At 49.9% G+C, this 26,030-nt stretch carries 29 protein-coding genes; 17 read left to right on the top strand and 12 right to left on the bottom strand.

The window, feature by feature from the left end:
* Position 1 precedes the first annotated feature (1 nt).
* Both flgC and flgB read right to left on the bottom strand, forming a co-directional pair.
* Positions 2–406, bottom strand: a complete 405-nt coding sequence (gene flgC / locus FEM44_RS20200; RefSeq protein WP_001196460.1) for a flagellar basal body rod protein FlgC — start codon at positions 404–406, stop codon at positions 2–4.
* Positions 407–409: 3 nt separating this feature from the next.
* Positions 410–826 carry a flagellar basal body rod protein FlgB gene (flgB, locus tag FEM44_RS20195; protein ID WP_130216143.1) on the bottom strand — a complete coding sequence of 139 codons (417 nt, stop codon included), beginning with the start codon at positions 824–826 and terminating at the stop codon, positions 410–412.
* 153 nt (positions 827–979) lie between these two features.
* On the opposite strand from flgB, the gene flgA reads away from it, so the two are divergent.
* From flgA to flgN, 3 genes are all read left to right on the top strand, one after another.
* On the top strand, positions 980–1,639 hold the full coding sequence (gene flgA / locus FEM44_RS20190) for a flagellar basal body P-ring formation chaperone FlgA (protein ID WP_135486303.1): 660 nt from the start codon (positions 980–982) through the stop codon (positions 1,637–1,639).
* Between the two features lie 74 nt (positions 1,640–1,713).
* Entirely contained in the window at positions 1,714–2,007 is a 294-nt protein-coding gene (flgM, locus tag FEM44_RS20185) for a flagellar biosynthesis anti-sigma factor FlgM (protein WP_130205511.1), read from the top strand.
* A gap of 4 nt (positions 2,008–2,011) precedes the next feature.
* On the top strand, positions 2,012–2,428 hold the full coding sequence (flgN, locus tag FEM44_RS20180; RefSeq protein WP_135522833.1) for a flagella biosynthesis chaperone FlgN: 417 nt from the start codon (positions 2,012–2,014) through the stop codon (positions 2,426–2,428).
* Positions 2,429–2,467: 39 nt separating this feature from the next.
* On the opposite strand, the gene murJ is transcribed toward flgN, so the two are convergent.
* From murJ to rimJ, 4 genes are all read right to left on the bottom strand, one after another.
* Positions 2,468–4,003 (bottom strand): murein biosynthesis integral membrane protein MurJ, encoded by a 1,536-nt coding sequence (gene murJ, locus FEM44_RS20175; RefSeq protein ID WP_064528537.1) that lies wholly within the window; start codon positions 4,001–4,003, stop codon positions 2,468–2,470.
* A 109-nt stretch (positions 4,004–4,112) separates the two neighbouring features.
* Positions 4,113–5,036 carry a Gfo/Idh/MocA family protein gene (locus FEM44_RS20170; RefSeq protein WP_135522834.1) on the bottom strand — a complete coding sequence of 308 codons (924 nt, stop codon included), beginning with the start codon at positions 5,034–5,036 and terminating at the stop codon, positions 4,113–4,115.
* 1 nt (position 5,037) lies between these two features.
* Positions 5,038–5,685 (bottom strand): YceH family protein, encoded by a 648-nt coding sequence (locus tag FEM44_RS20165; protein WP_064528533.1) that lies wholly within the window; start codon positions 5,683–5,685, stop codon positions 5,038–5,040.
* Between the two features lie 10 nt (positions 5,686–5,695).
* The gene (gene rimJ / locus FEM44_RS20160) at positions 5,696–6,280 is read right to left on the bottom strand and encodes a ribosomal protein S5-alanine N-acetyltransferase (protein ID WP_135522835.1); all 585 of its coding nucleotides are present in this window, start codon (positions 6,278–6,280) and stop codon (positions 5,696–5,698) included.
* 235 nt (positions 6,281–6,515) lie between these two features.
* On the opposite strand from rimJ, the gene mdtH reads away from it, so the two are divergent.
* From mdtH to FEM44_RS20110, 10 genes are all read left to right on the top strand, one after another.
* Positions 6,516–7,724: a multidrug efflux MFS transporter MdtH gene (mdtH, locus tag FEM44_RS20155; RefSeq protein WP_135522836.1), complete on the top strand. Its 1,209-nt coding sequence runs from the start codon at positions 6,516–6,518 to the stop codon at positions 7,722–7,724.
* Positions 7,725–7,787: 63 nt separating this feature from the next.
* Positions 7,788–8,435: a glutaredoxin 2 gene (gene grxB / locus FEM44_RS20150; RefSeq protein ID WP_064670262.1), complete on the top strand. Its 648-nt coding sequence runs from the start codon at positions 7,788–7,790 to the stop codon at positions 8,433–8,435.
* A 133-nt stretch (positions 8,436–8,568) separates the two neighbouring features.
* Positions 8,569–9,129, top strand: a complete 561-nt coding sequence (locus tag FEM44_RS20145; protein ID WP_064528527.1) for a lipoprotein — start codon at positions 8,569–8,571, stop codon at positions 9,127–9,129.
* A 105-nt stretch (positions 9,130–9,234) separates the two neighbouring features.
* The gene (pyrC, locus tag FEM44_RS20140) at positions 9,235–10,281 is read left to right on the top strand and encodes a dihydroorotase (protein ID WP_135522837.1); all 1,047 of its coding nucleotides are present in this window, start codon (positions 9,235–9,237) and stop codon (positions 10,279–10,281) included.
* A 73-nt stretch (positions 10,282–10,354) separates the two neighbouring features.
* Positions 10,355–10,600 carry a DNA damage-inducible protein I gene (dinI, locus tag FEM44_RS20135; RefSeq protein WP_001217771.1) on the top strand — a complete coding sequence of 82 codons (246 nt, stop codon included), beginning with the start codon at positions 10,355–10,357 and terminating at the stop codon, positions 10,598–10,600.
* A gap of 284 nt (positions 10,601–10,884) precedes the next feature.
* Entirely contained in the window at positions 10,885–11,139 is a 255-nt protein-coding gene (gene bssS / locus FEM44_RS20130; RefSeq protein ID WP_000414435.1) for a biofilm formation regulator BssS, read from the top strand.
* Positions 11,140–11,253: 114 nt separating this feature from the next.
* Positions 11,254–12,372 carry an N-methyl-L-tryptophan oxidase gene (gene solA, locus FEM44_RS20125; protein ID WP_135522838.1) on the top strand — a complete coding sequence of 373 codons (1,119 nt, stop codon included), beginning with the start codon at positions 11,254–11,256 and terminating at the stop codon, positions 12,370–12,372.
* Between the two features lie 47 nt (positions 12,373–12,419).
* A complete protein-coding gene (locus tag FEM44_RS20120) occupies positions 12,420–12,533 on the top strand; it encodes a YceO family protein (protein WP_138159170.1) in 114 nt (37 codons plus the stop codon).
* Between the two features lie 261 nt (positions 12,534–12,794).
* A complete protein-coding gene (locus FEM44_RS20115) occupies positions 12,795–13,361 on the top strand; it encodes a cytochrome b (protein ID WP_135522839.1) in 567 nt (188 codons plus the stop codon).
* Between the two features lie 3 nt (positions 13,362–13,364).
* Positions 13,365–13,940 carry a YceI family protein gene (locus FEM44_RS20110; protein WP_135522840.1) on the top strand — a complete coding sequence of 192 codons (576 nt, stop codon included), beginning with the start codon at positions 13,365–13,367 and terminating at the stop codon, positions 13,938–13,940.
* Positions 13,941–13,981: 41 nt separating this feature from the next.
* Here FEM44_RS20110 and trhO read toward each other — a convergent pair whose 3' ends face one another.
* Positions 13,982–15,034 carry an oxygen-dependent tRNA uridine(34) hydroxylase TrhO gene (gene trhO, locus FEM44_RS20105; protein ID WP_135522841.1) on the bottom strand — a complete coding sequence of 351 codons (1,053 nt, stop codon included), beginning with the start codon at positions 15,032–15,034 and terminating at the stop codon, positions 13,982–13,984.
* Between the two features lie 223 nt (positions 15,035–15,257).
* On the opposite strand from trhO, the gene lpxL reads away from it, so the two are divergent.
* The 3 genes from lpxL (at position 15,258) to FEM44_RS20090 (ending at position 18,033) form a co-directional block, all read left to right on the top strand.
* Positions 15,258–16,178 carry a kdo(2)-lipid IV(A) lauroyltransferase gene (lpxL, locus tag FEM44_RS20100; RefSeq protein WP_130258286.1) on the top strand — a complete coding sequence of 307 codons (921 nt, stop codon included), beginning with the start codon at positions 15,258–15,260 and terminating at the stop codon, positions 16,176–16,178.
* Positions 16,179–16,349: 171 nt separating this feature from the next.
* Positions 16,350–17,576 carry a multidrug efflux MFS transporter MdtG gene (mdtG, locus tag FEM44_RS20095; RefSeq protein ID WP_130215860.1) on the top strand — a complete coding sequence of 409 codons (1,227 nt, stop codon included), beginning with the start codon at positions 16,350–16,352 and terminating at the stop codon, positions 17,574–17,576.
* A gap of 82 nt (positions 17,577–17,658) precedes the next feature.
* On the top strand, positions 17,659–18,033 hold the full coding sequence (locus FEM44_RS20090; RefSeq protein ID WP_135522842.1) for a MysB family protein: 375 nt from the start codon (positions 17,659–17,661) through the stop codon (positions 18,031–18,033).
* On the opposite strand, the gene FEM44_RS20085 is transcribed toward FEM44_RS20090, so the two are convergent.
* The 3 genes from FEM44_RS20085 to mdoG all read right to left on the bottom strand — a co-directional run bounded on the left by FEM44_RS20085 (position 18,034) and on the right by mdoG (position 22,505).
* Positions 18,034–18,261: a YceK/YidQ family lipoprotein gene (locus FEM44_RS20085; protein WP_130205481.1), complete on the bottom strand. Its 228-nt coding sequence runs from the start codon at positions 18,259–18,261 to the stop codon at positions 18,034–18,036.
* 172 nt (positions 18,262–18,433) lie between these two features.
* On the bottom strand, positions 18,434–20,977 hold the full coding sequence (gene mdoH / locus FEM44_RS20080; protein ID WP_130222068.1) for a glucans biosynthesis glucosyltransferase MdoH: 2,544 nt from the start codon (positions 20,975–20,977) through the stop codon (positions 18,434–18,436).
* Positions 20,970–22,505, bottom strand: coding sequence for a glucans biosynthesis protein MdoG (mdoG, locus tag FEM44_RS20075; RefSeq protein WP_130222255.1), 1,536 nt, complete (start codon positions 22,503–22,505; stop codon positions 20,970–20,972). The genes mdoH and mdoG overlap by 8 nt, the downstream gene beginning before the upstream one ends.
* Positions 22,506–22,897: 392 nt before the next feature.
* Between mdoG and mdoC the strand changes: the two genes are divergently transcribed.
* Positions 22,898–24,055: a glucans biosynthesis protein MdoC gene (mdoC, locus tag FEM44_RS20070; RefSeq protein ID WP_138159168.1), complete on the top strand. Its 1,158-nt coding sequence runs from the start codon at positions 22,898–22,900 to the stop codon at positions 24,053–24,055.
* A 7-nt stretch (positions 24,056–24,062) separates the two neighbouring features.
* On the opposite strand, the gene clsC is transcribed toward mdoC, so the two are convergent.
* Positions 24,063–25,544, bottom strand: a complete 1,482-nt coding sequence (gene clsC, locus FEM44_RS20065; protein WP_135522843.1) for a cardiolipin synthase ClsC — start codon at positions 25,542–25,544, stop codon at positions 24,063–24,065.
* On the bottom strand, positions 25,486–26,019 hold the full coding sequence (gene ymdB / locus FEM44_RS20060; RefSeq protein WP_135522844.1) for an O-acetyl-ADP-ribose deacetylase: 534 nt from the start codon (positions 26,017–26,019) through the stop codon (positions 25,486–25,488). The genes clsC and ymdB overlap by 59 nt, the downstream gene beginning before the upstream one ends.
* Between the last annotated feature and the right edge of the window lie 11 nt (positions 26,020–26,030).

Here is a 26,030-nt window from a genome sequence, read left to right as displayed (position 1 = left end):
TTTATTGACCGAGCGTGAGGGTTTTCAGCATCATGCTTTTCACCGTATTGAGTACTTCAACGTTGGCCTGATAGCTGCGCGACGCCGACATGGTGTTAACCATCTCGCCTACCACATCGACGTTTGGCATTTTCACGTAGCCCTTCGCGTCCGCCAGCGGATTACCCGGTTCATAGACCAGTTTGTCCGGGGCCTGGCTTTCAATCACGTCAGCCACTTTGACTCCACCCGTCGCAGCCCCTGGCGCAGCGTTCACCTGGAACACCACCTGTTTTGCCCGATACGGCTGACCATCTGGCCCCGTCACGCTGTCGGCGTTGGCAAGGTTGCTGGCAGCCACGTTCAGACGCTGAGACTGAGCGGTTAACGCCGATCCGGCGATATCAAAAATATTCAGCAGTGCCATCCGTTAATTTCCGCTTTGTAATACGTTCATCATGCCTTTGATTTGCCCGCTCAACGCGCTAAGGCTCATCTGGTATTGCAGGCTGTTATCGGCAAACTGGGTGCGTTCGCGATCCATATCCACGGTATTGCCGTCCAGTGAAGGCTGGTCCGGAATACGGTATTGCAATTCTGTGGCAGGAGGTGACAACGCCTGTGCTGGAATATGCTGCGACGAGGTCAACGTCAGCGCGACCACGCTGGTTTCATCTCTCCCGCGCTGCATCACTTTTTTAAGTTCACTGGCAAAATCCATATCGCGCGCCTGATAACCAGGGGTATCGGCATTGGCGATATTTGCCGCCAGCACTTCCTGACGCTGGGCGCGCAGATTGAGTGCCTCTTGTTGAAAACGTAAGGCGGCGTCGAGCTTATCGAGCATATCTCCTCCGCAGATATCAAAATTCTGCCGTCAGCTTAAAGGCTTTACGCGCGCGTTATCGGCGGAATAAAAGCAAAATGGGTTGCTATTTATGCCGTTGATGGTCATTGCGTACGGGTACAATTCAGGCTGTGAAAATGGCCGGGGGCAAAAATGCTGACAATAATGCGCTGTGTGGCGATCATCACGATGTTGTTCAGTCCACTTAGTGCGGCTGGCGATTTCCCCTCACAATTGCAAACCTTTTTCGTTGCACAACTGGCAGGGCTAAGTGATGAGGTCCACGTCTCGATTCGTACTGCACCCAATTTATTGCCGCCATGCGAACAGCCGCTGCTTTCCATGACTAATAACGCCCGCCTGTGGGGCAATGTGAATGTGCTGGCTCGTTGTGGCAACGATAAGCATTACGTGCAAGTGAATGTACAGGCGACAGGGAATTATGTTGTTGCAGCAATGCCGGTTGTGCGTGGGGGAAAGCTTGACGCTGGCAGTGTAAAACTTAAACGCGGCAGACTGGATACACTACCGCCGCGTACCGTTCTGGATGCTAATCAACTGGTTGATGCGGTTAGCCTGCGCGATTTGGTCCCCGAACAACCTATACAGCTGACTATGCTGCGTCAGGCCTGGCGGGTAAAAGCAGGACAACGCGTTAACGTGATTGCCAGTGGCGATGGGTTCAGTGCAAATGCTGAAGGTCTGGCGCTGAATAACGCTTCCGTCGCGCAAAAGGCCCGCGTGAGAATGATATCGGGTCAGGTAGTCAGTGGCGTAGTGGATGCCGATGGGAATATTCTTATAAACCTGTAAGCTATTAAAGATTGCCCGTCCATTGCCGATAAATAAGCAACAAATGATAAAGCGCCCTCAATGAGGAATAAACCATGAGTATTGACCGCACTTCCCCCCTGAAGCCTGTAAGCACCGTTCAGCCACGTGAAACCAGTGACGCTCCGGTAGCCAATACCCGCGCAGCAAAAACGACGGCTACCGCCAGTACTAACGTCAAGTTAAGCGATGCGCAGGCAACACTGATGCAACCGGGCAGCAGTGATATCAATCTTGAACGCGTTGAAGCATTAAAATTGGCGATTCGTAATGGTGAACTAAAAATGGATGTCGGCAAAATTGCCGATGCGCTGATCAACGAAGTGCAACAAGATTTAATGAGTAAATAATCAGATGCCGCGTCTTGCTGAGATTATCAACCAGATGTCTGTGGTGCTTAACGAGCTTAATATAGTGATGGTCCAGGAGCAGCAACATCTCTCTATGGGGCAGTTCACCGGTAGCCAGTTGCAACATATTACAGAACAAAAAAGCTCAATGCTGGCGACTCTGGATTACCTGGAACAGCTGCGTCGACAGGCACCGGATACAGAAATAAGTGAAGATATTGCGCAATGCTGGCAGGAAATCACCGAGAAAACGCAGCAATTGCGCCAGTTAAATCAGCATAACGGCTGGCTACTGGAAGGGCAGATTGAGCGCAATCAACAGGCACTGGAAATGCTGAAACCGCATCAGGAGCCGACACTGTACGGGGCGAACGGTCAGACCTCAACACCCTGGCGCGGTGGTAAAAAGATTTCTATTTGAAGATTTTCTCCGGCCTGCGATGCAGGCCGGAATTCTACGTTAAGCAGTACGACGAGCAAATTCTTTTACTTTGAAGCCCAACACCGCCAGTGCGGCAAAGTATGCTGCAATTCCCGCGACAACGACCGCCATCAAACGCAGCAAACGCCAGGGCATAGTGCCCAACGACCAGTCCGGCATAATATGCAACATGCCTAAAAGCACACCAGACATCACCAGAACCGCCACGAGTAAACGCAGCAGAAACGCCATCCAGCCGGGTTGTGGGGTAAAGATTTTCTGCTTACGCAACTGCCAGTAAAGCAGCGAAGCATTCAGACACGCCGCCAGACCAATGGAAAGCGACAGTCCGGCATGTTTCAACGGGCCGATAAATGCAAGGTTCATCAATTGCGTCAAAATCAGCGTGACGATGGCAATTTTCACCGGCGTTTTAATGTCCTGCCGTGAATAAAAGCCCGGAGCCAGCACTTTCACCACAATCAGGCCAATCAAACCTACCGAGTAGGCAATTAACGCCCGCTGGGTCATCAACGCATCAAAGGCGGTAAATTTACCGTACTGGAACAGCGAAACAGTTAGCGGACCGGAGAGGATGCCCAGCGCCACCGCACTTGGCAGCGCCAACAGGAAACAAAGACGCAGCCCCCAGTCCATCAGACGGTTGTATTCATCGTGATTACCGCTGGCAAAACTTTTCGACAGCGACGGCAGCAAAATGGTCCCCAGCGCCACGCCCAGTACACCGGACGGAAACTCCATCAAACGGTCGGCGTAATACATCCATGACACCGAGCCGGAGGCAAGAAATGAGGCAAAAATAGTGTTGATGATTAAGGAAATCTGGCTAACAGAGACGCCAAGAATCGCCGGTCCCATCTGTTTCACTACGCGCATCGCCCCGGCATCGTGGAAGTTAATGCGCGGCAATACCAACATGCCAATCTTCTTCAGATGCGGTAGCTGATAAACCAGTTGCAGGATGCCGCCCACCGTAACTGCCCACGCCAGCGCCAGCACCGGCGGATTAAAATACGGCGCAGCAAACAGCGCAAAGCCAATCATGCTGATATTGAGTAACGTCGGGGCAAATGCCGGAATCGAGAAACGGTTCCAGGTATTCAGAATCGCCCCCACCAGCGATGCCAGTGAAATCAACAAAATATAGGGAAAGGTAATTTGTAATAGCTGGGTGGTCAGTGCAAATTTGTCAGCTGTGTCAGCGAAGCCCGGCGCGGTTACCATGATCACCCACGGCGCGGCGAGCATGCCGGCAACCGTCACAACCGCCAGCGCCAGTGTCAGCAGGCCAGAGACATAGGAGACAAAGACCCGCGTGGCGTCTTCGCCCTGCTTGCTTTTATATTCCGCCAGAATCGGCACGAAAGCCTGGGAGAATGCGCCTTCAGCGAAGATACGGCGTAACAAGTTAGGAAGTTTGAACGCGACAAAAAAGGCGTCGGTTGCCATCCCTGCGCCAAAGATTCTGGCGACAATAGCGTCGCGTGCGAAGCCAAGCACACGCGAAAACATGGTCATCGAGCTGACGGCGGCCAGCGATTTTAATAAATTCATCGGTGTTCTAATCCAGACCCACGGGCAAAACGCCTGCAAGGCAGGCGCTGAAAGAGGCGAATAGTCTACCTGGATTATGGTGAATTGCTACCGCCAGATGTTACAGGGTTTATTCACTCATCGCATCGCGCCAGATCTTGTCAACGATGCGCTGCGCCAGCACCGCCTGTTCACCCGCGGTTTGCGGAACTGTCTGATTTTGCACGCATTCAATGAAATGACGCGCACAACCGACAAATCCACGCTGCTCGAGGGTACTTTGCCAGCCAGGAATCGGTTTATGCACCCCGCCCTGCCCTCGCTCCTCACGCCATTCACGCATATCGGTGATGTCGATTAATGCCCCTTCAGTCACTGCCAACACCGCTTCACGCTGACTTCCGGCACGGCGATGCATACAGGTGGTGATTTGTAACTGACCTGCCGAAAAATGGTGCTCGGCAAACAGCATTTCGCCAGATTCATTGGTCAGCAACGTACCGCTTTCGAGAGTTGCATTGCCGCCAGACAACCACAGCGCGGTATCAACCACATGCAGATAATCATCCAGCAAGGTGAAATAAAGATCGTGTGGCCCGACGCTATTGGTACGATGTTTATCCATTCTTAGCGAGGACGCGCTGGCAAGCTGTGTTTTTAACTCACAGTACAGCGGCGCGAAACGGCGGTTAAAGCCGACCATCAATGTCAGTTTTTTGCGCGCTGCGAGTTCCACCAGTCGCTCGGCATCGCGCAGATTTTCCGCCAGCGGTTTATCGACACAGACATGTACACCTGCATTTAATAACGCACTGACCACCTCAAAATGACTGGCGGTGCTGGAGTGGACAAATACCGCATCGCAACTGGCGGCAAGATTAGATAACGAATCGGCGTAAGGAACGCGCCAGTTTTCACAAATTGAGATGGCTTTCTCACGCGTTGGCGACCACGCTCCCTGTAGCGTCCAGTCAGACGCCGCTGCCAGCACTGGCAGCCACGCTTTTTGCGCGATGCCGCCTAAACCCACTACGCCGATACGTAATTTTTTCACGTTAATCTCCCAGATGGGCCAGCAACGAATCAAGACGCTGTTTCAGTTCTGCCACCTCGATTTCCAGGGCTTCGACGCGGGATTGTAAATCACCGCCAACCGCGTCCGACGTTTCCGTAAGCACAGGCTGATCATCCACCTCGCCACTGAAAAGATGCATATAGCGGCTTTCGCGTTTACCCGGTTCGCGAGCCAGACGAACGACAAAAGGCCCATCTTCGCGATTAGCCAGTTGTTCCAGCGTCGTTTCTACTTCCGTCATATCGCTGAATTCATACATCCGCGCCGCGCGACTGCGCAGTTCACCTGGCGTCTGAGCACCGCGCAACAACAAGGTGGTAATTAATGCGACTTCCGCGGCGCTAAGTTTCAGGTCACCAAACTCAGAGTTGCAGAAACGCTGTTCATATTTGGTGACTCGATTACCAAAACCACTCACCGTGCGCAGATAATGGCGTTTTACCAGATTATCCAGTTGCTCCTGTACCTCGGATTCGCTCAGGTTCATTACCGGTTCACGGTTTGTTTTCTGGTTACAGGCCGTTACCACGCCATTCACGGAAAGCGGGTATTGCTCCGGCGTCGTCACCTGTTTTTCCAGCAAACAGCCAATCACACGGGCTTCCAGTGCGGTAAGTTGATACTTCATGAAATTCTCCTTAGCGGCCGGCCGTCCAGTCCGGGGTGGTTAATGCCGTCAGTACGTGATCGCGCCATTTTCCATCAATCAACAAATAATCTTTCGCATAGCCTTCTTTTTCAAACCCCAACCGCGCCAGCAAATCACCGCTGCGTTTATTGTGCGGCATATAGTTGGCCATAATGCGATGAATATGTTGGGTACGTTGCATATAGCGAATGGCGGCGGTCAGAGCTTCAAACATCAGTCCTTTACCCTGCCATTTTTGTCCGATCGAATAACCGAGATAACAGGCGTGAAAAGAGCCGCGTACCACATTGGAAAAATTGGCTACGCCAATAATCTCTTTCTCATCTGGATCAAATAATCCAAAGTAAAAGGCTGAGCCCTGTTTATGAAATTCGTTAATCATGCTTAACCTGGCCTGCCAGCCTGAAGGATAGCAGTGGCTTTCATCGCGCACCGGCTCCCAGGGCTTCAGGAAATGGCGATTCTCTGCGTAATAATCCGCCAGTCGCCAGGCATCACGTTCATGCACCAGACGCACGACCAGTCGGTCGGTGGTTAAGCGCACTTTTGGCACGTTACTGCGATAGCCAAACATTCTATACCTACTCCTTCCCGTAACGTCTTTAATACGCTGTAAGTATTACTATACCTGCGCAACCAGAGCCTGTGAAAAGTCCAAAATGTCATTTTCTGCATTATTCACATATTTGATAAAAACTCTCTATCAAAGCGACGTTTTGATAAAAAAATATTGTCCCCGATATGATGGGAAAAATCTTAGCAGCAATGCAGAATAGAAAGTGCTCATCTTTTATTTCCCGGGAGGGGAAATGTCGCGCGTATCGCAGGCGAGGAACCTGGGTAAATATTTCCTTCTCGTCGATAATATGCTGGTCGTGCTGGGGTTCTTTGTTGTCTTCCCGCTGATCTCTATCCGCTTCGTTGATCAAATGGGCTGGGCCGCCGTAATGGTCGGTATTGCCCTCGGTCTGCGTCAGTTCATTCAGCAAGGATTAGGCATTTTCGGCGGTGCTATTGCCGACCGTTTTGGCGCTAAACCGATGATCGTTACCGGTATGCTGATGCGCGCCGCCGGATTCGCCACCATGGGCATCGCCCATGAGCCCTGGATGCTGTGGTTTTCTTGTTTGCTCTCGGGCCTCGGCGGTACGTTATTTGATCCGCCGCGTTCGGCGCTGGTGGTGAAATTAATTCGTCCGGAACAACGGGGCCGTTTTTTCTCCCTGTTGATGATGCAGGACAGTGCCGGTGCCGTCATTGGCGCGCTGTTGGGGAGTTGGTTATTGCAATACGATTTTCGCCTGGTCTGCGCCACGGGGGCAATTCTGTTTGTATTGTGTGCAGCGTTTAACGCCTGGCTGTTGCCCGCATGGAAACTCTCTACCGTGCGCACGCCAGTCCGCGAAGGCATGACCCGCGTGATGCGCGATAAACGTTTTGTCACCTATGTCCTGACACTCGCGGGCTACTACATGCTGGCTGTGCAGGTGATGTTGATGCTGCCGATTATGGTCAACGACGTTGCCGGAGCGCCCTCTGCCGTTAAATGGATGTATGCCATCGAAGCGTGTCTGTCGTTAACGTTGCTCTACCCTATCGCCCGCTGGAGCGAAAAGCGTTTTCGTCTGGAACACCGGTTGATGGCGGGGCTACTGGTGATGTCATTAAGCATGATACCCGTGGGCATGGTCAGTGGCCTGCAACAACTATTCACCCTGATTTGTCTGTTTTATATTGGCTCGATCATTGCCGAACCTGCGCGTGAAACTCTTAGCGCCTCGTTAGCAGATGCACGAGCGCGCGGCAGTTATATGGGATTTAGTCGGCTGGGCCTGGCGATAGGCGGCGCTATTGGCTATATCGGCGGCGGCTGGCTGTTTGACCTGGGTAAATCCACGCAACAACCGGAGTTGCCGTGGATGATGTTGGGCGTTATTGGCGTCATCACCTTCCTTGCGTTGGGCTGGCAATTTAGCCATAAACGTGCCGCGCGTCGGTTGCTGGAACGCGATGCCTGATTTGATACTCCCCCCTGACTCCTCCATACTGAAAGTGAACTGACAGCCAAATGGAGGAGTCACGTGAAGCTATATATTTACGATCACTGCCCTTACTGCCTCAAAGCCCGCATGATTTTCGGCCTGAAAAATATCCCCGTCGAATTACACGTTCTGCTCAACGACGATGCAGAAACACCCACCCGGATGGTCGGTCAAAAACAGGTTCCCATTCTGCAAAAAGATGACAGCCGTTATATGCCAGAAAGCATGGACATTGTTCACTACGTTGATAAGCTCGACGGCAAACCGTTACTGACTGGTAAACGCTCCCCTGCCATTGAAGAGTGGCTGCGCAAGGTCAACGGCTATGCCAATAAACTGCTGTTGCCGCGTTTTGCCAAATCGGCTTTTGATGAGTTTTCTACTCCCGCCGCACGCAAATACTTCATCGACAAGAAAGAGGCCAGCGCGGGTAATTTTGCCGAGCTTCTCTCTCATTCTGATGGGTTAATTAAAAATATCAGCGATGATTTACGTGCACTGGATAAACTCATCGTCAAGCCAAACGCCGTGAATGGTGAGCTTTCGGAAGATGACATTCAACTTTTTCCGCTACTGCGTAATCTGACACTGGTTGCAGGAATAAACTGGCCAAGCCGCGTCGCTGATTACCGCGATAACATGGCTAAACAGACGCAAATCAATTTACTATCATCAATGGCGATTTAATCCTGACCTGCCGCGGCAGCCTGTATTCGCGGGTTGCCGCTGTTTTCAGTTTTTTCTGCTGGCGAGTTTATCGCTGGTGACACATGCTGCGTTGTGTCAGGATATTGACGCAGATTTCATGTCGAGGACTACCATGAACAAGTTTTTATTTGCCGCTGCATTAATCGTCAGTGGCCTGCTCGTTGGCTGTAATCAACTCACCCAATACACCATCACCGAACAAGAGATTAACCAGTCGCTTGCGAAACATAATAATTTCTCAAAAGATATCGGTTTGCCCGGCGTGGCTGACGCCCATATAGTGCTGACAAACCTGACCAGCCAAATTGGTCGTGAAGAACCTAATAAGGTTACCCTAACCGGGGACGCCAATCTGGATATGAACTCCCTGTTCGGTAGCCAAAAAGCAACCATGAAACTGAAGCTGAAAGCGCTGCCTGTGTTTGATAAAGAAAAAGGCGCTATCTTCCTGAAAGAGATGGAAGTGGTCGACGCGACCGTGCAGCCGGAAAAAATGCAAACCGTTATGCAAACGTTACTTCCCTATTTGAATCAGGCATTACGCAATTACTTTAACCAGCAGCCGGCTTACATCCTGCGCGAAGATGGTAGCAAAGGCGAAGCAATGGCTAAAAAACTGGCAAAAGGCATTGAAGTGAAACCAGGTGAAATAGTCATTCCGTTCACTGATTAATTACGAGGGCGTATTTGCGCCCTTTATTTTTCGTGCAAAGGAAAACGTTTCCGCTTATCCTTTGTGTCCGGCAAAAACATCCCTTCAGCCGGAGCATAGAAATTAATGACTGCACCATCCCAGGTATTAAAGATCCGCCGCCCAGACGACTGGCACCTTCACCTCCGCGATGGCGACATGTTAAAAACTGTCGTGCCGTATACCAGCGAAACCTATGGTCGGGCCATCGTTATGCCCAATCTGGCACCGCCTGTAACAACAGTTGAGGCTGCTGTGGCTTATCGCCAACGTATTCTTGACGCCGTACCGGACGGACACGATTTCACCCCGCTGATGACCTGTTATTTAACAGATTCGCTCGACCCCAATGAGCTGGAGCGTGGATTTAACGAAGGCGTGTTCACCGCCGCAAAACTTTACCCCGCGAACGCCACCACCAACTCCAGCCATGGTGTGACGTCGGTTGACACAATCATGCCAGTACTTGAGCGCATGGAAAAAATCGGTATGCCGCTGCTGGTGCATGGTGAAGTGACCCATGCTGACATCGACATTTTTGACCGTGAAGCGCGCTTTATTGAGACGGTCATGGAGCCGTTACGCCAGCGCCTGACCGCGCTGAAAGTCGTTTTTGAGCACATCACCACCAAAGACGCTGCCGACTATGTTCGTGACGGAAATGAACTATTGGCCGCCACCATTACTCCCCAGCATCTGATGTTTAACCGTAACCATATGCTGGTTGGTGGCGTGCGTCCGCATCTCTACTGTCTGCCGATCCTCAAACGCAATATTCACCAACAGGCGCTGCGTGAGCTGGTCGCCAGTGGTTTTGATCGCGTTTTTCTGGGTACCGATTCCGCGCCACATGCCCGTCATCGTAAAGAGAGTAGCTGCGGCTGTGCAGGTTGCTTTAATGCGCCATCGGCGCTGGGTAGCTATGCAACCGTATTTGAAGAGATGAATGCACTACAACATTTTGAAGCATTCTGTTCTTTAAACGGGCCGAAATTCTATGGATTACCGGTCAATGAATCGTTTGTCGAGCTGATACGCGAAGAACAGCCAATTGCTGAAAGCATCACTCTGACAGACGACACGCTTGTTCCTTTCCTGGCTGGGGAAACTGTACGTTGGTCCGTTAAGCAATAAAAAACGTAGCCACCTGTTGTCTTTAACTTATTTTGCCTGTATAAATAACCAGTATATTCAACAGGGGGCTATTATGCGAATTGAAGTCACCATAGCGAAAACTTCTCCACTACCCACTGGGGCCATTGACGCTCTGGCGGGTGAACTTTCTCGTCGCATTCAGTATGCGTTTCCGGACAATGAAGGTCACGTATCGGTACGATATGCTGCGGCAAATAATTTATCAGTTATTGGCGCAACAAAAGAAGATAAACAGCGCATTAGCGAAATTCTACAAGAAACGTGGGAAAGCGCCGATGACTGGTTTGTTAGCGAATAATATGCAGTGATGTTTGTTTTGCCGGGTCGCCCCGGCTTTTTTTATATTTTAAGATTGTTAGTACAAATTTTACACTCCCTCAAAATAATTGCACAATATGCTAAAAAAATATGAATGACATGCTGTTTTATTGTTCATATAAATCTTAAAAGCAAAAAAATATCTCACTACCCCTTTAAAATTTCGGTGAATACCCATATTTATTGATATACTGAAGTTGCTTCAGATAAAAACGCATTGAACCTCGAATAACGTTGTCTAGTAACACGAATTAGGGGGCCATGATGGAAAAAAACAATGAAGTCATTCAGACTCATCCGCTCGTAGGGTGGGACATCAGCACCGTTGATAGCTATGATGCGCTGATGTTGCGTTTGCACTACCAGACCCCAAATAAGTCCGAGCAGGAAGGGACTGAAGTTGGTCAGACACTCTGGTTAACTACTGATGTTGCCAGACAATTTATTTCGATATTAGAAGCAGGAATCGCCAAAATTGAATCTGGTGATTTCCATGTCAATGAGTATCGTCGTCATTAACATGACATGACCATCCACCCAAAAGGCACCTTAACGGTGCCTTTACCATTTCTGGGTTGTATATCGTTTGTTACTTATTTACTCTGCTTAAACCATGAGAGCAGAGAGAAAAAAATGAAATACGATCTCATCATTATTGGCAGCGGTTCCGTAGGCGCTGCAGCCGGGTATTATGCCACCCAGGCCGGTTTGAAAGTGCTGATGACTGACAGCCATATGCCGCCACATCAACACGGCAGTCACCACGGAGATACCCGATTAATTCGCCATGCTTATGGTGAAGGCGAAAAGTATGTCCCGCTAGTACTCCGTGCGCAAACCCTGTGGGATGAACTCTCCCGTCACAACGAAGAGGATCCTATTTTTGTGCGCTCAGGGGTTATCTACCTCGGCCCTGCCGACTCCGAGTTTCTCGCCAATGTCGCCCACAGCGCGGAACAATGGCAACTCAATATCGAAAAACTGGATGCACAGACAATTATGGCCCGCTGGCCGGAAATACGCGTCCCTGACAATTACATCGGCTTGTTTGAGGCCGATTCCGGTTTTTTACGCAGCGAACTGGCGATTAAAACCTGGATCAAACTGGCGAATGAAGCTGGCTGCGCGCAACTGTTTAACTGTCCGGTCACCGCAATTCGTCATGATGATAACGGCGTAACTATTGAAACGGCGGACGGCGAGTACCAGGCGAAGAAAGCGATCGTCTGTGCAGGTACCTGGGTAAAAGAGCTGCTACCAGAACTGCCCATCCAGCCCGTACGTAAAGTATTCGCCTGGTATCAGGCCGATGGCCGCTATAGCGTGAAGAATAAATTCCCGGCCTTTACCGGTGAATTACCCAATGGCGATCAATACTACGGTTTTCCGGCGGAAAACGATGCTCTGAAGATTGGGAAACATAACGGTGGTCAGGTCATTCATTCAGCGGATGAACGTGTTCCGTTTGCGGAAATCGACAGTGACGGTTCCGAAGCTTTCCCATTCTTACGTAGTGTGTTGCCAGGTATCGGCTGCTGCCTGTATGGCGCTGCTTGCACCTATGATAATTCGCCTGACGAAGATTTTATTATCGATACCCTACCAGGACACGCTAATACGCTACTGATTACCGGCCTGAGTGGGCATGGCTTTAAATTTGCTTCGGTATTAGGGGAAATAGCCGCTGACTTTGCGCAAGACAAAAAAATCGATTTTGATTTAACGCCATTCCGGCTTTCCCGCTTCCAATAATCATCATCACGGCCTCCAAATTGAGGCCGTTTTTACAGGAGCTTTTAATGCGTCGCCTGGTGAACTTTCTCATCAATAATATTCGCGAACATCTCATGCTTTATCTTTTTCTCTGGGGGGTATTGGCGATTATGGATCTGATCTATGTGTTTTATTTTTAATCACCATGCGCTGACACAAACTGACAAAAATTTAATTTCCCTTTCATTTGGCGTGAAAATTTGAATAAGCTTATTCCAGTTACAACAGCATTCACCAGACATCCCTCAGCCTGGAACCACTAAACTTATGAAGATTCTTTCATTATTAAATCAAAAATATTGAAATAAAAATAAATATCAGTCGGATTGTTGTTTTTAAGTTGCAATTCATCCCATGACAGGCCATTTTCATTACCTCGTGAATATGTTCTGGATGCAGTTATGCAATTCATAAATTCCCCTCAACGCTATGGTGTTATTTCTGCCGCTTTACATTGGCTGACGGCAATTATTGTCTATGGCATGTTTGCTTTAGGTTTGTGGATGGTAACGTTAAGTTATTACGACGGTTGGTATCACAAGGCGCCAGAGTTGCATAAAAGTATCGGTATTCTGTTAATGATGGGGCTGGTTATTCGCGTTCTCTGGCGTTTAATTTCTCCTCCGCCTGGCCCATTGAAAAGCTATTCCCCCGGTATACGTTACGGAGCGAAAGCAGGCCATCTGGTACTTTATCTTTTGCTCTTTGCTATTGGCTTGAGCGGCTACCTTATTTCCACCGCCGATGGCAAACCCATCAGCGTTTTTGGTTGGTTTGAAATCCCCGCAACGCTTGCCGACGCAGGCACGCAAGCTGACTTAGCAGGAGCTCTACATTTCTGGTTTGCCTGGAGTGTCGTCGTCCTGTCAGTTATGCACGGATTTATGGCGCTGAAACATCATTTCATCGATAAAGACGACACCCTGAAGCGCATGCTGGGAAAGTCGTCATCTGACTATGGAGTATAAAAAATGAAAAAAAGCCTGCTAGGTTTAACCTTCGCTTCCCTGTTGTTCTCTGCCGGTTCAGCTATCGCTGCCGATTACAAAATTGACAAAGAAGGCCAGCACGCCTTTGTCAATTTCCGCATTCAACATCTGGGCTACAGCTGGGTTTACGGCACTTTTAAAGATTTCGACGGTACTTTTACGTTTGATGAAAAGAATCCGGCTGCCGATAAAGTCAATGTCACCATTAACACCACCAGCGTAGATACCAACCATGCCGAGCGCGATAAACATCTGCGCAGTGCGGATTTCCTCAACACAGCAAAATATCCGCAGGCAACCTTTATGTCCACTAGCGTAAAGAAAGACGGTGACGAACTGGATATCACTGGTGATCTGACACTGAATGGCGTAACTAAACCAGTAACGCTGGAAGCGAAGTTGATTGGTCAGGGCGACGACCCATGGGGCGGTAAACGTGCAGGCTTCGAAGCTGAAGGTAAAATTAAGCTGAAAGACTTCAATATCAAGTCAGATTTAGGTCCGGCCTCTCAGGAAGTGGATCTGATTATTTCGGTGGAAGGTGTACAGCAGAAATAATGCTGAAATGTTGCCGGATGACGCGCATCCGGCAATGATGTTTATTCCGCAGGATCAGGTATGCCCAGTGCCGTATTCAGGCGCCCCCGCGACTTATTGAAGATTTTATTGCCATTTTCTCGCCCGGCTCGACGGCGTCGCTGTTCTTCTGGCGGTAACGCGCTCTCTTCACAGCAAATCTCACTACAACACCCCTTGAATTTCTCAGCACATGTCGGACACTGGATAAACAGCAAGTGACAGCCATCATTTTTACAGTTGGTATGGCTGTCACATGGCGTGCCGCACTGATGGCAATGCGCAATAATTTCATCAGAGATGCGCTCGCCCATCCGTTCGTCAAAAACAAAATTTTTGCCAACAAAACGCACTGGTAAGCCTTGTTCACGCGCCTTACGGGCGTATTCAATAATGCCGCCTTCAATGTGCCAGACTTTATTAAAGCCGTTATGCTTCATCCAGGCACTGGCCTTTTCGCAACGAATGCCACCAGTGCAGTACATGACGATTTTTTTATCTTTATGCGTCTGCATCATCTCAACCGCTTTCGGCAGTTGTTCACGAAAGGTATCAGCCGGAATTTCTAATGCATTTTCGAAATGACCGACTTCATATTCATAGTGGTTGCGCATGTCGATAAACAGCGTATCGGGATCATCAAGCATGGCATTCACTTCCGCCGCTTGCAGGTATTCCCCGACATTAGTGGCATCAAATTGAGGATCTTCAATACCGTCAGCGACAATCCGCTCGCGGACCTTCATGCGCAGCACCCAGAAGGATTTCCCGTCATCATCCAACGCAATATTCAGGCGTAAACCCTCTAACGCAGGATCAAAAGCATAAAGCTGTGCGCGAAATGTCTCGACGTTGCTCGCTGGTACACTAATTTGCGCGTTGATCCCCTCATGTGCCAGATAGACCCGGCCAAAAACATTCAACGAGGAAAATAGCTGATATAAAGCATCGCGGGTCACTTTAGGATCGGCAATATGGAAATATTTATAAAACGAAATGGTGGTGCGCGGTTCACTCTCGGCCAGCATTTTGGCTTTCAGTGCGTCGTTGGAAATGCGGTTGTGTAACACTGGCATGGTGTACGGTTCCTGCGAGGTGGGAAAGTAAAATCCGGCGCATGATATAGCAATAATCGCAAATTAACATCCACACATTTTACGCTACATTTGCGCATTAAAAATTATTAATAGTTTACATGCGCGGCATTTTCGCCCAGTCTTCAGCCTCAAATTTTGGTTGAGGGCGAAAAAATGCGACAATACATACAATTGCCCGTATAGGTTGAAAGACAGGATTGATATGACGAATCTACCCAAGTTCTCCACCGCACTGCTTCATCCGCGTTATTGGTTAACCTGGTTGGGTATTGGCGTACTTTGGTTGGTCGTGCAATTGCCCTACCCGATTATCTATCGCCTCGGCTGTGTGACAGGACGACTGGCGTTACGTTTTATGAAACGACGCGCCAAAATTGTGCATCGCAACCTGGAACTGTGCTTCCCGGAAATGAGCGAACAAGAGCGCCAGCAGATGGTGATTAAGAATTTTGAATCCGTTGGCATGGGACTGATGGAAACCGGCATGGCATGGTTCTGGCCAGAAAGTCGGGTTGCCCGCTGGACGGAAGTTATCGGCATGGAGCATGTCCGTGACGTGCAGGCGCAAAAGCGTGGCATCCTGTTAGTTGGCATCCATTTTCTGACGCTGGAACTCGGTGCACGACAATTTGGAATGCAGGAACCGGGGATCGGGGTTTATCGCCCAAATGACAATCCATTGATCGACTGGCTGCAAACCTGGGGCCGCCTGCGTTCGAATAAATCAATGCTCGATCGCAAAGATTTAAAAGGGATGATTAAAGCACTTAAAAAAGGTGAAGTCGTCTGGTATGCGCCGGATCACGATTACGGTCCGCGCTCGAGCGTTTTTGTGCCATTGTTCGCCGTTGAGCAGGCGGCAACCACTAGCGGCACCTGGATGTTGGCACGAATGTCCGGCGCATGTCTGGTGCCATTTGTCCCTCGTCGTAAGCCGGACGGCAAAGGTTATCAGTTGATCATGCTACCGCCAGAGTGTTCACCGCCTCTGGATAACGCTGAAACCACCGCCGCGTGGATGAACAAAGTGGTCGAAAAATGCATCATGATGGCGCCAGAACAATACATGTGGTTGCATCGCCGCTTCAAAACGCGCCCGGAAGGCGTTCCTTCACGTTACTAACCTTCTTTATGCCGGATGCGCAGCATCGCATCCGGCACATCAGCATCAAATCCCCTGATTTAGCGATAAAAGCTCTCTGCATTGCGTCACTTATAAGTCAGGCGCATAATTAGTGTGCTTATCTTTTATTCTCTTGTTCACCGCGCCCTGGCGCACCAACAGCGGATTGCTATGTCACCCTGTGAAAATGACACTCCCATAAACTGGAAACGAAACCTGCTCGTTGCCTGGCTTGGCTGTTTTCTTACCGGCGCCGCCTTCAGTCTGGTAATGCCGTTCTTACCCCTCTACGTTGAGCAACTTGGCGTTACGGGCCACTCGGCACTAAATATGTGGTCAGGGATTGTATTCAGTATTACCTTTCTATTTTCCGCCATTGCTTCTCCGTTCTGGGGAGGATTAGCTGACCGCAAAGGTCGAAAAATTATGCTCCTGCGCTCTGCCCTCGGGATGGGCATCGTGATGGTGCTAATGGGGGTAGTGCAAAATATCTGGCAATTTCTGATCCTGCGAGCATTGCTGGGTCTGCTCGGTGGATTTGTCCCTAATGCCAACGCACTAATCGCCACTCAGGTCCCACGCAATAAAAGCGGCTGGGCGCTGGGTACGCTCTCTACCGGTGGGGTTAGCGGCGCGCTGCTCGGCCCGATGGCTGGCGGTTTGCTCGCCGATAACTACGGCTTACGTCCGGTATTTTTTATTACCGCTAGTGTGCTAATACTCTGCTTTTTCGTCACCCTGTTTTGTATCAAAGAGAAATTCCAGCCAGTCAGCAAAAAAGAGATGCTGCACATGCGGGATGTCGTGACATCGCTTAAAAACCCGAAGCTGGTACTTAGCCTGTTTGTCACAACATTAATCATCCAGGTCGCCACCGGTTCAATTGCACCAATCCTGACACTCTATGTCCGCGAACTGGCGGGGAATGTCAGTAATGTTGCTTTTATCAGTGGCATGATTGCCTCGGTCCCCGGCGTGGCTGCGCTACTTAGCGCGCCACGGCTTGGCAAACTGGGGGATCGTATCGGGCCAGAGAAGATCCTGATAACGGCGCTGCTCTTTTCTGTGCTGCTGTTAATCCCTATGTCTTACGTCCAGACACCATTCCAACTGGGGGTTTTACGCTTTTTACTCGGGGCCGCCGATGGCGCGTTACTCCCCGCGGTACAAACGCTACTGGTCTATAACTCAACAAACCAAATCGCCGGACGAATTTTCAGCTACAACCAGTCATTTCGTGATATTGGCAACGTTACGGGACCATTGATGGGCGCGGCTATCTCGGCAAACTATGGTTTCCGCGCAGTGTTTCTGGTCACCGCAGGAGTTGTGTTGTTTAACGCGGTTTATTCCTGGAACAGTTTGCGTCGCCGCCGATTGCCCCAAGTGACAGGCTGATTTTTCGCCTTTCATACTTGCAAAAGCGCATAATCAGCTATTCTTTCCCTGAATACATCATCAAATCAAAGGGAGAATCGTGATGACTATGTACGCAACGCTTGAAGAAGCCATTGATGCCGCACGGGAAGAATTTCTTGCTGACAACCCCGGAATCGATGCCGATGATGCAAATGTGCAACAGTTCAATGTCCAGAAATACATTCTGCAAGATGGCGACATTATGTGGCAGGTTGAGTTTTTTGCTGATGAAGGCGAAGAAGGTGAATGTCTGCCAATGTTCAGCGGTGAAGCTGCACAAAGCGTCTTTGACGGCGATTATGATGAAATTGAAATCCGCCAGGAATGGCAGGATGAAAATACGCTGCATGAATGGGACGAAGGCGAATTTCAGCTTGAGCCGCCTCTGGATACTGAAGAAGGACGCGCTGCCGCCGATGAATGGGATGAGCGTTAATTACTCATATGGCCCATGTTGAATATCAATGGGCAGCAGTAAGGTATCAAAAACGAGGGAGAACGGCAGATCGAGGATCGTAACATAGCGCCATGCGGAGTCACGAACATCCCATTGCACTCCGGGATAATATTGGTTGCCATGCCCCTGCCCCGGTAAAGTGCGGCTAATGATGCTGCCACAGCCACTCAGTAAGGTAACCATGATGCCTACCACAATGAAACGCATTTGATACCTCTTTCCTAAAAAAATACCGGCATTACGCCGGTATTTTTATTGGCTCGTTGTTTTTGCCGGATGCGGCGTGAACGCCTTATCCGACCTACAAAATCTTGCAAACTCAATATATTGCAGGAACGATGTAGGCCTGATAAGCGTAGCGCATCAGGCAACTACGTTTTTATTGCGAAGCCGCATCCGGGTTACGCAATGCCTGTGGATTCAGCTTTATCCCTTCATAGTAACTCACCCATGAAGAATATTTCTCCGGAGAGTTCCATACGCGGAAATGCAAACGTGCCATCGTTACCGGGTCGCTCAAAAGCACCAGACGACGATCGCGGTTCAGCTTCTCTGGCGTCTCGTTCAGCGCCTGTTCAACGTGGCGGTCACGGGCGATTTCCAGCACCTTACTGGCGCGGTGACGCGCTGTCGCCATTGCCGTTGCCAGGGCGTTAAACGACGGGTTAAATACCGCGTGCATAAAGCCATCGTCGAGAGAACGTTGACGGTTCATCTCAAGGAAACGATCGGTATCTACCAGCACCTGCGGCGGTGAATACTCTTCCGGGATCAGGAACAGTTTCCAGCGTTTAGCACGCAGCCCCACGGTCGCACGACTGGAGATCACCGAAACAAACGGTGACAGGATCAGCGAGAAGACAATCGGCGCCAGCCAGAACAGGAATCTCAGATCCAGCCATGCCATGCCAACCGCCCACACCAGGCCCAGTAACAGTTGCGAACCGTGACGTTTAAACGCTTCTCCCCAGGAAGTGGAGTCATCATCACGTTGCGGTGAATTCCACACCACCTCCCAGCCGAGGAAGGCACTGACCACGAATACCGTATGAAACAGCATGCGCACCGGCGCCAGCAGTACGGAGAACAGCACTTCCAGCAGCAGCGACAAGGTGACGCGCCAGAAGCCACCATACTCTTTAGTCCCTTTGCACCAGATGAGCAAAATACTCAACAATTTTGGCAGGAACAGCAGCACCATTGTTGAGGCAAACAGTGCAATCGCCAGTTCAGGACGCCATTGCGGCCACACCGGGAACAACTGCCGAGGTTGCAGGAAGTATTGCGGTTCGGTCAACGCATGCACTACCTGCAATGCGGTCGAGAGCGCGAGGAACATAAACCACAGCGGCGCAGAGAGATAAGACATTACCCCCGTCAGGAACACCGCACGGTGTACCGGGTGCATCCCTTTGACCAGGAACAAGCGGAAGTTCATCAGGTTGCCGTGACACCAGCGACGGTCACGCTTTAGCTCGTCCAGCAAGTTTGGTGGCAACTCTTCATAAGAGCCTGGGAGATCGTACGCAATCCATACTCCCCAGCCTGCACGGCGCATCAGTGCCGCTTCTACAAAGTCGTGCGACAGGATTGAACCGGCAAAAGAGCCTTCACCCGGCAACGGCGCCAGCGCGCAATGCTCGATAAAGGGTTTCACGCGGATAATCGCGTTATGCCCCCAGTAGTGCGACTCACCAAGTTGCCAGAAGTGCAGACCGGCAGTGAACAATGGCCCATAAACACGGGTCGCAAACTGCTGGCAGCGCGCGTACAGCGTATCCATACCAGATGCTTTCGGCGAAGACTGGATAATCCCGGCGTTCGGGTTGGCTTCCATCAGGCGCACCAGTCCGCACAAGCAATCACCGGTCATCACTGAATCGGCATCCAGCACTACCATGTAGCTGTACTGACTGCCCCAGCGACGGCAGAAGTCATCGATATTACCGCTTTTACGCTTTACACGACGGCGGCGGCGGCGATAGAAAATCTGCCCTTCGCCGCCGACTTCAGCGATAAGCTCCATCCAGGCTTTTTGCTCTGCGACGCAGATATCCGGGTTGTAACTATCACTCAGAATGTAGACATCAAAGTGTTTAGCATTGCCGGTGGCTTTTACTGATTCCCACGTTGCGCGCAAGCCTGCAAAGACGCGATTCACGTCTTCATTACAGATGGGCATGATCAATGCCGTACGATGCTCCGGGTTTAGCGGTTCATCGCCAACGGTCGACGCAGAAATACTGTATTTATCGCGACCAATGAGCAGTTGCAGGAACCCCATCAACGCGGTCCAGAAACCGGCAGACACCCAGCAGAAAAGAACAGCAAAGAGGATCAGAATACCGGTTTGCAGCATATAAGGCAGGAGCTGCATAAAGGAAACCCACAGATCCTGATCGACCATATCAACCGGATTAATAAACGCCCACCCCTGGTACGGCAGAATCGTCTTCATGTACCAGGTGGCGACAACGGTTTGCGCCAGTGTCAGGATAAGCAGGATATAACGACGGATTGTCCCGACGGTACGCCATTTTTGCTCGCTTTCCTGTTCTTCTTTGGTCAACCGAGCCAGATAGCGCGGTGTCACATCGCGCCCGCGCAGACGATCCCAGAATCGCCCTACCGGGTTAGTTCGCCACGGGTCGGGAAACATAGAGGAACGTTTTGCTTTCGGCATGGCCTGCAGCTGATCGCGTCCTTCGTCGTCTTTAATTAACTGCCCATCAGCCAGTGAATCCGGCCAGGCTTGTTCAAGACGCGCCTTCACCGACCCTTGCGGGGAGTCATCCTCCCGCGCCCAGGTGCGGTGTTCGGCATCCAGCGCCTGATGAACGGCGCGGATATCGGTCTTCGGCAATGCCGCTTTCTCACTGGCGGAGATGGGCATTGCGTCAATGTACTCAGTTGTTTTATTCATTGGCAGGTAACTGGTAGCTCCAGGTTTCACTCAACGTCTGATCGGCATTCACCAGCGCAGCACGCATTTCAGTGGTTTTCTTGGCATCTTTCACTTTCACGCGCATTACCAGACGCCAGCCTTTGGTGACCGGGTTATAACGCACTGTACTCTCTACAATCTCACCATTATCACCAATACTGGTTTGTGCGGTGACTGGCGTATCCGCTGGCAGTTTTTTCATTTCTGCACCAGTAAAATCGACCACAAAAGCGATAGTACCGTCAGGTTGACGAATCAGGTTTGATTGTTTCACATCCCCCGTTGAACGACGCGTCTGCTGTACCCAGGCGTTATCTGGCGCATGCAATTTGTCTTCGTCCCGGCTGAAGGTGATGGTGTATTTAAAGTTCATCTCTTTACCCGGTTCCGGCAGCTGGTCCGGCGTCCAGTAAGCGACGATGTTATCGTTAGTTTCATCGTTAGTCGGGATTTCTACCAACTCAACGCTACCTTTGCCCCACTCCCCTTTCGGTGTTACCCAGGCGCTTGGACGCAGATCGTAACGGTCGTCGAGATCTTCAAAACGAGAGAAGTTGCGGCCACGCTGTAACAGACCAAACCCTTGCGGATTCTCCATAGAGAAGCTGCTAACCGCCAGATGTTTCGGGTTATTCAGCGGACGCCAGATCCACTCGCCGTTACCGGCATGGATAGACAAGCCGTTTGAGTCGTGCAATTCCGGACGATAGTTATTCGCCGGAGACGGCTGGTTCGGTCCGAACAGGAACATACTGGTTAGCGGCGCAACACCCAGTTTGCCAACTTTGTCGCGCAGATAAATTTTAGACTGCACATCAACAACCGTGTCACGTCCTGGCATAACCACAAACTTGTAAGCGCCTGTCGCTCGCGGTGAGTCAAGCAATGCATAAATGGTTAAACGTTTATCAGTCGGTTTTGGACGCTCGATCCAAAACTCTTTAAAGCGCGGAAATTCTTCACCGGATGGCAACGCGGTATCAATTGCCAGGCCGCGGGCAGAAAGGCCATAAACCTGACCTGCACCAATCACGCGGAAATAGCTGGCCCCGAGCATGCTGACGATTTCATCGTTTTTATCTTTGCTGTTGATCGGGTAAAGCACTTTAAAACCGGCAAAACCAAGGTCTTTTACCGTGTCTTTGTCATGCTGAACATCGCCGAATGTAAAATAATCCGGACTGTATTTGATTCTTTTTACTGCCGTTGCAGTAACTTCATTGATTTTGACCGGCGTGTCGAAGTACATACCCTGATGGTAGAACTCGAGCTTGAATGGGGTCTTCAGATTGTTCCAGTAGGCTTTGTCATGATTAAACTGGATCTGCTGATAATCCGCGTATTTCATGTCGCGGAAAACGGAGGGCAAGTTGCTTTTAGGCGTCTCATAGCCTTTTCCGGCTAAGGATTGAGCTTGCTTTGCAACATCGTCAATGCTGAACGCCCAGCTTGAAGAGGTATACAGGGTTAACATTACTGCAGCACTCAACCAACGCATTTTCATCATTTGTAGTTTATGTTTCATAATAAGTAAGCACTTCCCCCTTTGTGTGCTTATATCGATCCGATCTATTTTAATGGATAACCAGCCATTCCGACAACAGAATCCCGGTGTTATTCAGCATGCTGGCTCATGGATTAAGCATTTGATTGCGGCCGTTTTCACTTTCCGTGCTTCTCCTAAAGACAGAAGCAGCGAGTTCGTGTAGGGTTTGCCAGCAAAATTATTTATCAACAGTCTTACAGACGCTTCCATTTTGGTTAGTGGTAGTGACTATGCCGCGCAAAAACCCCGTGAAGCCTGTGCCAGATACGGTCAGGTCGATGTTGTTATGGCAAAAGCCTAAAGGCATTACCCGGCAGGGATAAGACGAAAAATCCGAGATTAGTTAATCATATATGAATCCAGTACCCGCGCAGCGTGAATATTTCCTCGACTCCATCCGCGCCTGGTTGATGTTGTTAGGGATCCCTTTTCATATTTCTTTAATCTATTCAAGCCACACCTGGCATGTGAATAGCGCAGAACCGTCCTGGTGGCTGACACTTTTTAACGATTTCATCCACTCGTTCCGCATGCAGGTATTTTTCGTTATTTCTGGTTATTTTTCCTACATGCTTTTTTTGCGCTACCCATTGAAAAAATGGTGGAAAGTTCGCGTCGAACGCGTGGGGATCCCGATGTTAACGGCCATTCCTCTGCTGACCTTGCCGCAATTCATTATGCTGCAGTATGTCAAAGGCAAAGCTGAAAGCTGGCCTGGCCTGTCATTGTATGACAAATATAATACACTGGCCTGGGAATTAATTTCGCACCTGTGGTTTTTACTGGTATTGGTGGTCATGACGACACTTTGCATATGGATATTTAAGCGCATCAAAGATAATTTAGATAATTCCGATAACAAAAATAACAAATTCTCAATGGCTAAATTATCGGTGATCTTCTTATGCCTCGGCATCGGCTATGCGGTAATAAGAAGAACGCTCTTTATCGTTTATCCGCCTATTTTAAGCGATGGCATGTTCAATTTTATTTTCATGCAGACGCTGTTTTATATGCCGTTTTTTATCCTTGGTGCATTAGCTTTTATTTTCCCTAATCTTAAAGCCTTGTTTACCACACCTTCTCGTGGTTGCACACTCGCTGCAGCAATGGCATTTGTCGCATATTTGCTCAATCAACGTTACGGTAGCGGCGATGCCTGGATGTATGAAACCGAGTCGGTGATCACGATGGTACTCGGCTTGTGGATGGTGAATGTGGTTTTCTCCTTTGGTCACCGTTTGCTCAATTTTCAGTCGGCGCGGGTGACCTATTTTGTAAACGCATCACTGTTTATCTACCTGGTTCACCACCCGTTAACGCTGTTTTTCGGCGCATACATCACCCCGCATATCACCTCAAATTGGCTTGGTTTTCTCTGCGGGCTGATATTTGTGATAGGGATTGCGATAATTCTGTATGAAATTCATTTACGCATTCCGTTGTTGAAGTTTTTGTTCTCCGGAAAACCGGCCATTAAACGCGAGAATGATAAAGCACCAGCCCGCTGAGCCACGCTTACAATAACCATTCAACGGGTAATATTGACGCCAGTCTGACCAAAACCCGCTTCCAGAAACTGGTTGCGGGTTCTTTTTTGAGAATAATTTCTTCCTTCCCGTGGCGATCGACCCAGTTAATCCGCCCCCACCGATCCAAACGCAGCTGCCAGGCCGCATCATACTGACTCTGAATAAAGCGTTTATCGATCAGTTGCGCCAGCGTTTTGCTCTCTATTACCAGGCCCATTTCAGTGTTGAGTAATGTTGAACGCGGGTCGAAATTGAATGAACCAATAAATACGGTTTTGCCATCGACACTGAAGGTCTTGGCATGCAGACTGGCACCGGAATTCCCGGTTATTCCGCGGTCGTGCAGTGTACCGGGTTGTTCCTGCGTCGGCTTCAGTTCATAGAGTTCCACGCCATAACGGAGCAATTTTTTGCGCCAGCGTGCGTAGCCAGCATGCACCACAGCGACATCATTGGCGGCAAGTGAGTTGGTTAAGATTGCTATCTTTACCCCTTTTCTTACCATCCGTAACAATTGCGCTACACCTGCACGCGTCGGCACAAAATAGGAAGAGATAATATCAATCCGCTCGCCGGGTGACCCCATGATATCGAACAGACGCTGCGGCAGAAGGGAATGGCGTTTTGCTTTGCCCTCCCCTTTCGCAGGATCATCACTTAATAAACGCGTTTTTGCCCAAATAAGCGGTAACGACCCCTCAACGAGTTGATTCATAAAGGGGCTTGATTCCAGTTTATGCAAATAGCGATGCGTGATGCTGTCATTATGCCAGGATGCGGGTAGCTCAATACGATCAGCCATTTCACCTTCTGGCACATCCAGAACATGCTGCAAGGGTGAAACTGATTTGCAATACCAGTAGCGGGCGAAATCATCAGCGACGTCCTCAACAACCGGCCCCATTGCCATCACATCTAAATCTGAAAAAAGCGGTTCTTCTCCTGCTCCAAAATATGCATCGCCGATGTTTCTCCCCCCCACCAGCGTCACCACGCCATCGACGGTAAAACTCTTATTGTGCATACGTCGATTGAGACGGGAAAAATCGGTGATATAGCCAAGTGGACGCAATAAGCGAAATGAGAAAGGATTGAAAAGTCGAACTTCAATCTGTGGATGACTATCGAGCAAGCGTAAAATGTCATCAAGTCCGGGTGTATTGTTGTCATCAAGCAACAAACGAACGCGAACGCCACGCTTCGCGGCGGCTAACAGAGCGGAAAACAGTAACCGCCCCGACATATCGTCCTGCCAGATGTAATACTGAACATCCAGCGTATGTTCCGCCATTTCTGCCAGGCGATAACGTGCGGCAAACGCATCCAGACCTTTATCAAGGGGGAAAATGCCGCACAGTCCTGGATGTTGCGCACACAAGGGCAACACCGCGCTCGCCAGCCGAGGCAAATCATTCATCTCCTTGTTGGGTAAGGAGTCTTTCGTAGATATGGGCGTTTTCTTCATCATAACAGACAAAGTATACCTGCTCGGGTAAAGCGTGACGGGTAATAAATTCCGAAACGGTTTTTACTGCTATTTCAGCCGCTGCAGCGCGTGGGTATCCATAAACACCTGTACTAATGGCAGGGAAAGCTACCGATGTATAACTGTTCGCCGCCACCAGTCGCAGACTATTGAGATAGGCATCCTGCAATAGCTGATCTTCATTTTGTTCTCCGCCGCGCCACACTGGTCCAACAGTATGAACAACAGCTTTGGCGGGGAGATCGCCCGCAAGAGTAATAACTGCGTGTCCCGTAGGGCAATCGCCCTGTTGTTGTCTGACTTTTAAACAGGCATCCAGCAGCGCCGGACCGGCAGCGCGATGTATAGCGCCATCGACGCCGCCTCCCCCCATCAACGATGGATTTGCTGCATTAACAATCACATCAACGGCCAGTTTGGTAATATCGCCCTGTACAACATGAATACGCGATTTCATAACGCCTCCTT

The sequence above is a fragment of the Escherichia sp. E4742 genome (assembly GCF_005843885.1).
Taxonomy (GTDB): domain Bacteria; phylum Pseudomonadota; class Gammaproteobacteria; order Enterobacterales; family Enterobacteriaceae; genus Escherichia.
The sequence above is the reverse complement of the archived record's forward strand: the minus strand, read 5'-3'. Positions and strand labels throughout refer to the sequence as shown.

What these genes read in the sequence shown, in the direction of transcription:
- flgC (WP_001196460.1), bottom strand. Translation starts at nt 406, where the DNA reads ATGGCACTGCTGAATATTTTTGATATCGCCGGATCGGCGTTAACCGCT.
- flgB (WP_130216143.1), bottom strand. Translation starts at nt 826, where the DNA reads ATGCTCGATAAGCTCGACGCCGCCTTACGTTTTCAACAAGAGGCACTC.
- flgA (WP_135486303.1), top strand. Translation starts at nt 980, where the DNA reads ATGCTGACAATAATGCGCTGTGTGGCGATCATCACGATGTTGTTCAGT.
- flgM (WP_130205511.1), top strand. Translation starts at nt 1,714, where the DNA reads ATGAGTATTGACCGCACTTCCCCCCTGAAGCCTGTAAGCACCGTTCAG.
- flgN (WP_135522833.1), top strand. Translation starts at nt 2,012, where the DNA reads ATGCCGCGTCTTGCTGAGATTATCAACCAGATGTCTGTGGTGCTTAAC.
- murJ (WP_064528537.1), bottom strand. Translation starts at nt 4,003, where the DNA reads ATGAATTTATTAAAATCGCTGGCCGCCGTCAGCTCGATGACCATGTTT.
- FEM44_RS20165 (WP_064528533.1), bottom strand. Translation starts at nt 5,685, where the DNA reads ATGAAGTATCAACTTACCGCACTGGAAGCCCGTGTGATTGGCTGTTTG.
- rimJ (WP_135522835.1), bottom strand. Translation starts at nt 6,280, where the DNA reads ATGTTTGGCTATCGCAGTAACGTGCCAAAAGTGCGCTTAACCACCGAC.
- mdtH (WP_135522836.1), top strand. Translation starts at nt 6,516, where the DNA reads ATGTCGCGCGTATCGCAGGCGAGGAACCTGGGTAAATATTTCCTTCTC.
- FEM44_RS20145 (WP_064528527.1), top strand. Translation starts at nt 8,569, where the DNA reads ATGAACAAGTTTTTATTTGCCGCTGCATTAATCGTCAGTGGCCTGCTC.
- pyrC (WP_135522837.1), top strand. Translation starts at nt 9,235, where the DNA reads ATGACTGCACCATCCCAGGTATTAAAGATCCGCCGCCCAGACGACTGG.
- dinI (WP_001217771.1), top strand. Translation starts at nt 10,355, where the DNA reads ATGCGAATTGAAGTCACCATAGCGAAAACTTCTCCACTACCCACTGGG.
- bssS (WP_000414435.1), top strand. Translation starts at nt 10,885, where the DNA reads ATGGAAAAAAACAATGAAGTCATTCAGACTCATCCGCTCGTAGGGTGG.
- solA (WP_135522838.1), top strand. Translation starts at nt 11,254, where the DNA reads ATGAAATACGATCTCATCATTATTGGCAGCGGTTCCGTAGGCGCTGCA.
- FEM44_RS20120 (WP_138159170.1), top strand. Translation starts at nt 12,420, where the DNA reads ATGCGTCGCCTGGTGAACTTTCTCATCAATAATATTCGCGAACATCTC.
- FEM44_RS20115 (WP_135522839.1), top strand. Translation starts at nt 12,795, where the DNA reads ATGCAATTCATAAATTCCCCTCAACGCTATGGTGTTATTTCTGCCGCT.
- FEM44_RS20110 (WP_135522840.1), top strand. Translation starts at nt 13,365, where the DNA reads ATGAAAAAAAGCCTGCTAGGTTTAACCTTCGCTTCCCTGTTGTTCTCT.
- trhO (WP_135522841.1), bottom strand. Translation starts at nt 15,034, where the DNA reads ATGCCAGTGTTACACAACCGCATTTCCAACGACGCACTGAAAGCCAAA.
- lpxL (WP_130258286.1), top strand. Translation starts at nt 15,258, where the DNA reads ATGACGAATCTACCCAAGTTCTCCACCGCACTGCTTCATCCGCGTTAT.
- mdtG (WP_130215860.1), top strand. Translation starts at nt 16,350, where the DNA reads ATGTCACCCTGTGAAAATGACACTCCCATAAACTGGAAACGAAACCTG.
- FEM44_RS20090 (WP_135522842.1), top strand. Translation starts at nt 17,659, where the DNA reads ATGACTATGTACGCAACGCTTGAAGAAGCCATTGATGCCGCACGGGAA.
- FEM44_RS20085 (WP_130205481.1), bottom strand. Translation starts at nt 18,261, where the DNA reads ATGCGTTTCATTGTGGTAGGCATCATGGTTACCTTACTGAGTGGCTGT.
- mdoH (WP_130222068.1), bottom strand. Translation starts at nt 20,977, where the DNA reads ATGAATAAAACAACTGAGTACATTGACGCAATGCCCATCTCCGCCAGT.
- mdoG (WP_130222255.1), bottom strand. Translation starts at nt 22,505, where the DNA reads ATGATGAAAATGCGTTGGTTGAGTGCTGCAGTAATGTTAACCCTGTAT.
- mdoC (WP_138159168.1), top strand. Translation starts at nt 22,898, where the DNA reads ATGAATCCAGTACCCGCGCAGCGTGAATATTTCCTCGACTCCATCCGC.
- clsC (WP_135522843.1), bottom strand. Translation starts at nt 25,544, where the DNA reads ATGATGAAGAAAACGCCCATATCTACGAAAGACTCCTTACCCAACAAG.
- ymdB (WP_135522844.1), bottom strand. Translation starts at nt 26,019, where the DNA reads ATGAAATCGCGTATTCATGTTGTACAGGGCGATATTACCAAACTGGCC.